A 4,502-nucleotide genomic window follows, 5' to 3' on the forward strand; every position below is an offset into this window, starting at 1 on the left:
TTTATGGCGCAGCCATGAATTCCAACAGAGTGGCGACTTTGTCGACACTCTGAGCGGAGGCATCTCTGCCTCCGCCTGCTGTGTGCGGTTATGTATTTCTGAAATAGGTAGGATATTTCCCGATCCTGTTGCTCTCCGCCATAATAATGGATTCCAGATGGTCTGCTTTAAACCACATAGGATATTTGGCAACTGCACGCTCTGCGATATCGGTAATGGTTTCCAAATGCTCCCCCATCCTTTCCTGAGCAGCATGCAGGTCCCCGCTTTTGATCGCGTCCACGATGGCCCTGTGCTCCAGGATCAGTCCCGGAATGCGGTTGTCAAAGGCCACATCAAAATTCCTCCATCTTGCCATATGAAGCATAATATCATCCAGCATCCTCATCATGGCACTGCGCTCCACACTGTCGATCATAATCTTATGAAATTCGGAATCAATACTGGGAAATCTGCCAAAATAGTCCTGCTCATCACTGCATTTTTCCTGTTCCCTCAGATTTTCTTCCAAACGCTTTATCAGGATATCTCTTCCTTCCTCTCCCAGGAAACGGAAGATCTCATAGAGAACCTCCTTTTCCACAGCCGTTCTCAGTACCAGGAGATCTGAGATATGACGCAGGTCAATCAGGCTGATATAGGTTCCTCTCTGAGGATAGATTTCGATAAATCCCAGCTGCCGCAGCCGTGTAAAAGCAGTACGGATAACAGAGCGTGACACTCCGTATTCCTTGGACATCTGATTCTCACTGATCAGCTGACCCGGTTCCAGCTTCAAGCTGATGATCCGGCCTAATATCTGTTTAAAAATCTCATCTGAAGTAACGGGTGTAACCGTATTTTCCTTTGAATACAATGGGCAACCTCTTTTCTATGTTCAATTCCGGCAGCTCTCAGAGATGATCTTCTGAAGGAAACCGTATGTGTTATGTCTACCTTTTACTGATAGTTTAACCCACATTTATAAAGAAAGCAAGCAATCTTTCCATTAGTTCGCCTCATTCATTTTTGCCAGCTTTGCAGCCTGGTCAGCTGCGATCAGATTGTCCAGAAGCTCTTCAATATCTCCATTCATGATCGAATCAATCTTATACAGCGTGAGCTTAATCCTGTGGTCTGTCACACGTCCCTGGGGGAAGTTGTAGGTCCTGATCTTCTCGGAGCGGTCTCCTGTACCGATCTGGCTCCTGCGTTCCTCAGCCTCAGAGTTCTGGCGCTTCTCCAGCTCCATATCATAGAGCTTTGAGCGCAGCAGGCGGAAGGCCTTTTCCTTGTTCTGCAGCTGTGACTTTTCTGTCTGGCTGTAGATGACGATCCCAGTGGGCATATGGGTCAGACGCACAGCGGAATCTGTGGTATTGACACACTGTCCTCCATTTCCGGAAGCACGCATAACATCAATGCGGCAGTCGTTCATGTCGATCTGCACATCCACTTCTTCTGCCTCCGGCATTACTGCAACGGTGGCTGTGGACGTATGGATACGGCCTCCTGACTCTGTCTCCGGCACACGCTGTACGCGGTGCACGCCGCTCTCGTATTTCAGCTTGGAATAGGCGCCCTTGCCTGTTACCATGGCGACCACTTCCTTAAAGCCGCCGATCCCATTCTCATTCAGGCTTACGATCTCTACCTTCCAGCGCTGGCTGTCAGAGTAATTGGAGTACATGCGGTACAACTCGGCTGCAAATAAGGCGGCCTCATCTCCACCTGCGCCTGCGCGGATCTCAAGGATAATATTTTTATCATCATTTGGGTCCTTTGGAAGGAGAAGGATCTTCAGCTCATGCTCCAGCTCTTCTATGCGCTTTTTTGCATCGGACAGCTCCTCCTTTGCCAGCTCCCGCATTTCCTCGTCGTTCTCTTCCTCCAAAAGGGCAAGGCTGTCCTCCACGTCCTGCTTTGCCTGTTTGTACTGCTTGTAGGCCTCCACAATAGGAGCGAGATCTGCCTGCTCCTTCATCAGCTTCGTAAAACGCTTTGTATCCTGAGTCACTGCAGGATCCCCTAACATCAGCATCAGTTCCTCATAGTGAATCAACATATCGTCCAGCCTGTCAAACATCGTTTTCTCCTTCCTCCCGTTTCTCCATTTCCTGTCCCGGCCAGACAGCCCGCACCACGCGGTCCAGACCAGCCATATCCTTCACTGTTTTCAGGCTCTCGTATCCCTGTCCTCTAAAAAGAGTGGTCACATCCTCTGCCTGCTCACAGCCAATTTCCATATAAATATATCCGCCCGGCACTAAAAATTCACGTCCCTGCTCCGCAAGGATGCGGTAAAATTCCAATCCGTCCTCCCTGCCGTCTAAGGCAAGCCTGGGTTCAAAATCGCGCACCTCCGGCTCCAGTCCGCCGATCACAGCCGTCGGTATATAGGGCGGGTTGGACACAATGATGTCAAACCGCTCCCTTTTTTCTATGCCCTCAAACATGTTGCTCTCCAGAAGGGAGAATGTGCCGCCATGGCCCGTAAGCAGCTTTTGGGCATTTTGGGCTGCCACCCTAAGGGCCTCTGCTGAAATGTCCAGAGCCGTCACTGCACGGTAGCCGCCTAAAAACGCAAGGCTTATGGCAATGCAGCCTGATCCGGTACATACATCTAACAGGGCTTTCTCCCTGTCCTTTTGCTCTGCCAGCACCAGCTCCACCAGGGTTTCTGTGTCCTGGCGGGGCACCAGCACATGTTCATTTACCAGAAATTCCAGCCCCATAAATTCCTGGGTTCCTGTCAGATACTGCAGAGGAATGCGTCCTGCCCGTTTTGATATCAGTGTTTCGTATTGTTTTCTTTTCTCTGCTGCCTCCTGGTTGTCTGGAAGGGGGGCATTTCTGGATGCCAAAAAGGAGGCAAAGGAAATGCTCCACACATGCAGGAGCAGATACCTGGCATCCAGTTCCGGCTCCGGTACTCCCGCCTCCTTTAAGACAGCGCTTCCCCAGAAAAACAGCTGCTGCATTGTCATGGATTTTCCTCCCAGCCTGGGAAATTCTCATCCAGGTAGGCCCTCCAGTCAAACACAGTCTCCACTGCGGCAATCGCCACCTCGATCATGGAGTCATCGGGTTCCGTTGTGGTGAGGCCCTGCATCCACATGCCTGGACGGCTCAAGATATTTACCAGTCTTGAATCATGCCTTCCGGCAAAGCGCAGAAACTCATAGGATACCCCGGCGATCACAGGGACCAGGAGGATCCTGCTTAAGCACCGGAGCCACACCGTATCCACACGGATCACCATAAAAAACAGGATGCTGATCACCATAACGATCATAATAAAGCTGGTGCCGCAACGCTTATGCTCCTTTGAGCTGGCACGCACATTGTCCACTGTCAGCCTGTGTCCATGTTCAATACAGTTGATGCACTTATGCTCAGAGCCGTGGTACATAAAGGTGCGTTTGATATCCTCCATGCGGGATACCAGCTTGATATATGCAATAAATATTCCGATACGGATAAAGCCCTCCAGGATCGCCATCACAGTATCGGAGGAGATCATCTTTTTACAGATATTGGCAATAAACAGGGGGAGCACCATAAAAATGCCGATCGCCATCACAAAAGACAGGATCATAACCACTGTCATAAGAGCGCTCTCCAGCTTTTCTCCAAAGACCTTATCAAGCCATTTCTCGATCCTTCCCGGCTCTGCTTCCTCATCATCCTCAAAAAAACTGCAGGACCAGGTTAATGCCCGCATTCCCACGATCATGGAATCTGCAAAGCTGAAAATACCTCTCACAAAGGGCAGCCCCAGAAGAGGGTACCTCTTTGTCATACTCACATAGGTATCCTTCTTCACCTCAATATCCCCATCCGGCTTGCGGACAGCAATGGCATAATCATTGCCATTCTGCATCATGATGCCCTCGATCACAGCCTGTCCGCCAATTCCTGAATATTTCATTGGCTTGTCTTACCTTTCTATCATAGAACCAGAAAGGGCTGAGCCTGCTTCCAAGCTCAACCCCTCATCACTTATCGCTTATTACTTAATGCCATATTTACGATTGAACTTATCAATACGTCCGCGAGCTGCAGCAGCCTTCTGCTGGCCGGTGTAGAATGAATGGCACTTAGAGCAAACCTCAACGTGGATTTCTTTCTTTGTGGAGCCTGTTACGAACTCGTTGCCACAATGGCATACTACCTTAGCCTGGTAATAATTTGGATGGATTCCTTCCCTCATGATTTTCACCTCTCTGATATTATTTGCGGTTTCCGACCGCGGCCTCTATGCCAATCTGCCTCTGTACATTACAAGCAGCCGGCATGTCCCCGTCACCAGAACGCACAGATATCAGCATTTACTAAGTTTAACGCACCCTCCCCGTAAGGTTCTGACTCACGCAGATGCCAAAACTGCCGCCTAGTAAGACAGCCTAGTCAGTATAGCATATAATCTGGGGAAAAGCAAGGGGTTTTTCCTTGCGAATCCGATGATTTTGTAGGATTACAATACATGTGTTACAACTGAATAATTAAAAAGCAGAGATGCT

At 49.5% G+C, this 4,502-nt stretch carries 5 protein-coding genes; all 5 read right to left on the reverse strand.

Going from position 1 to position 4,502, the window contains the following annotated elements:
- Positions 1-88 precede the first annotated feature (88 nt).
- Complete coding sequence (locus LIZ87_RS21875) at positions 89-856, reverse strand: GntR family transcriptional regulator (protein ID WP_227149206.1); 768 nt, start codon at positions 854-856, stop codon at positions 89-91.
- Positions 857-988: 132 nt separating this feature from the next.
- Positions 989-2,065 carry a peptide chain release factor 1 gene (prfA, locus tag LIZ87_RS21880; RefSeq protein WP_178313525.1) on the reverse strand — a complete coding sequence of 359 codons (1,077 nt, stop codon included), beginning with the start codon at positions 2,063-2,065 and terminating at the stop codon, positions 989-991.
- Complete coding sequence (gene prmC, locus LIZ87_RS21885) at positions 2,058-2,966, reverse strand: peptide chain release factor N(5)-glutamine methyltransferase (protein WP_178313527.1); 909 nt, start codon at positions 2,964-2,966, stop codon at positions 2,058-2,060. Before prmC ends, prfA begins: the two co-directional genes overlap by 8 nt.
- Complete coding sequence (locus LIZ87_RS21890; RefSeq protein WP_227149207.1) at positions 2,963-3,910, reverse strand: DUF1385 domain-containing protein; 948 nt, start codon at positions 3,908-3,910, stop codon at positions 2,963-2,965. The genes prmC and LIZ87_RS21890 overlap by 4 nt, the downstream gene beginning before the upstream one ends.
- A gap of 81 nt (positions 3,911-3,991) precedes the next feature.
- Positions 3,992-4,192, reverse strand: coding sequence for a 50S ribosomal protein L31 (gene rpmE, locus LIZ87_RS21895; protein ID WP_178313531.1), 201 nt, complete (start codon positions 4,190-4,192; stop codon positions 3,992-3,994).
- Positions 4,193-4,502 lie beyond the last annotated feature (310 nt).

It is taken from the genome of Lacrimispora sp. 210928-DFI.3.58 (assembly GCF_020554865.1).
In the GTDB taxonomy this organism is placed as follows: domain Bacteria; phylum Bacillota; class Clostridia; order Lachnospirales; family Lachnospiraceae; genus Enterocloster.